Below are 1,070 nucleotides of genomic sequence, written 5' to 3' on the forward strand. Positions count from 1 at the left end.
ATTGGTGTGCCACCCTTACCCTGATTAACGTAAGTTGTGGCAATGGCCTGGGGGCTCAGGGGAGTTGAGATAGCTTGACGCTGGATACTTTGAGCAAGGTCAATCGAGGTAGACTCAACTAGCTGCTTGGTATTGGAGGGCAGAAAATCAGGAAACATCAGTTGAATTGCTGTAATCAGAGGACAATCCTGATTCTCCCCCTCACAAGCGCAATTGTGTTAGTCAGTGCTTGTCTTGCACGGATGAGCACTCCGGAACTATTGCCTCTTGCCTCTTGCCTCTTGCCTATCAATAAAACTTGAAATTTGAGAACCCTGTGTCTTTAGACCGGGGATGAAAAACAGAGACGGGGTTGACCCCGTCGTGTCCTCAGGGCTGTTTCATTCTAACAAAACCCAAAGCCTAGACCACTTGTTACGAAGCCATCTTTGGGCTTCGGTAATTGAGTCGAAGCCCAAAATTCGGAAAAGATTCAGAGCTACTGTGTTGAGAATAGAAAAGTTAGTAGTAGCTTGAGTGTCATTAAAAGAACAATGATCTTCCTGTAAAATCACATCTTTAATCCAATGCAATTTATTTTCGATTGCCCAGTGTCCTTTAATTTTATCAGCAAATACTTTAGCTGTTTCTGACAAGCTACTGATATAATAAGCAATATTAGTATAATTAGCATTTCCTCTTTTTCCTTGTCTAACTACTTTTATAAAACTCTTGACATCCCACCAATATAAGCAAAAATAAGCCGGAGGATCAAACACGTAAGTAGTGCGCTCAATTTCTCGGCCATGACTCTTGTCAATAGTGCAATTAACTGTAATTGGTGTTTGATGAGTACTAACATATTCTAGATAATTATAGAGTGTTTTTTGATTTTTTTTAACGGCAATAGTATAATGATTATTTGAGTCAATAATAGCTTGAGTAGTTGCTTTTTGGCAATGAAGAGCATCGAGAGTAAATACTTGATTCTGAAGGGGGCAAGTTCTTATAGCTCCTTGGACTTGGTGAATTTCTGAACTTTTCTTATTTTCAAGCGGTGCGACCCCGCGCTTTTTCAAAGCGCTAGGGAA

The 1,070-nt window shown here is 40.4% G+C and carries 1 protein-coding gene; it reads right to left on the reverse strand.

What is annotated here, in order from left to right; all coding sequences use genetic code 11:
- Positions 1 to 380: 380 nt before the first annotated feature.
- The coding region (locus F6K37_RS44075; protein WP_287257439.1) for an ISAs1 family transposase at positions 381 to 1,070 on the reverse strand (690 nt) is incomplete at its 5' end.

Origin of the sequence: Moorena sp. SIO4E2 (assembly GCF_010671945.1) — a bacterium.
Lineage (GTDB): Bacteria > Cyanobacteriota > Cyanobacteriia > Cyanobacteriales > Coleofasciculaceae > Moorena > Moorena producens.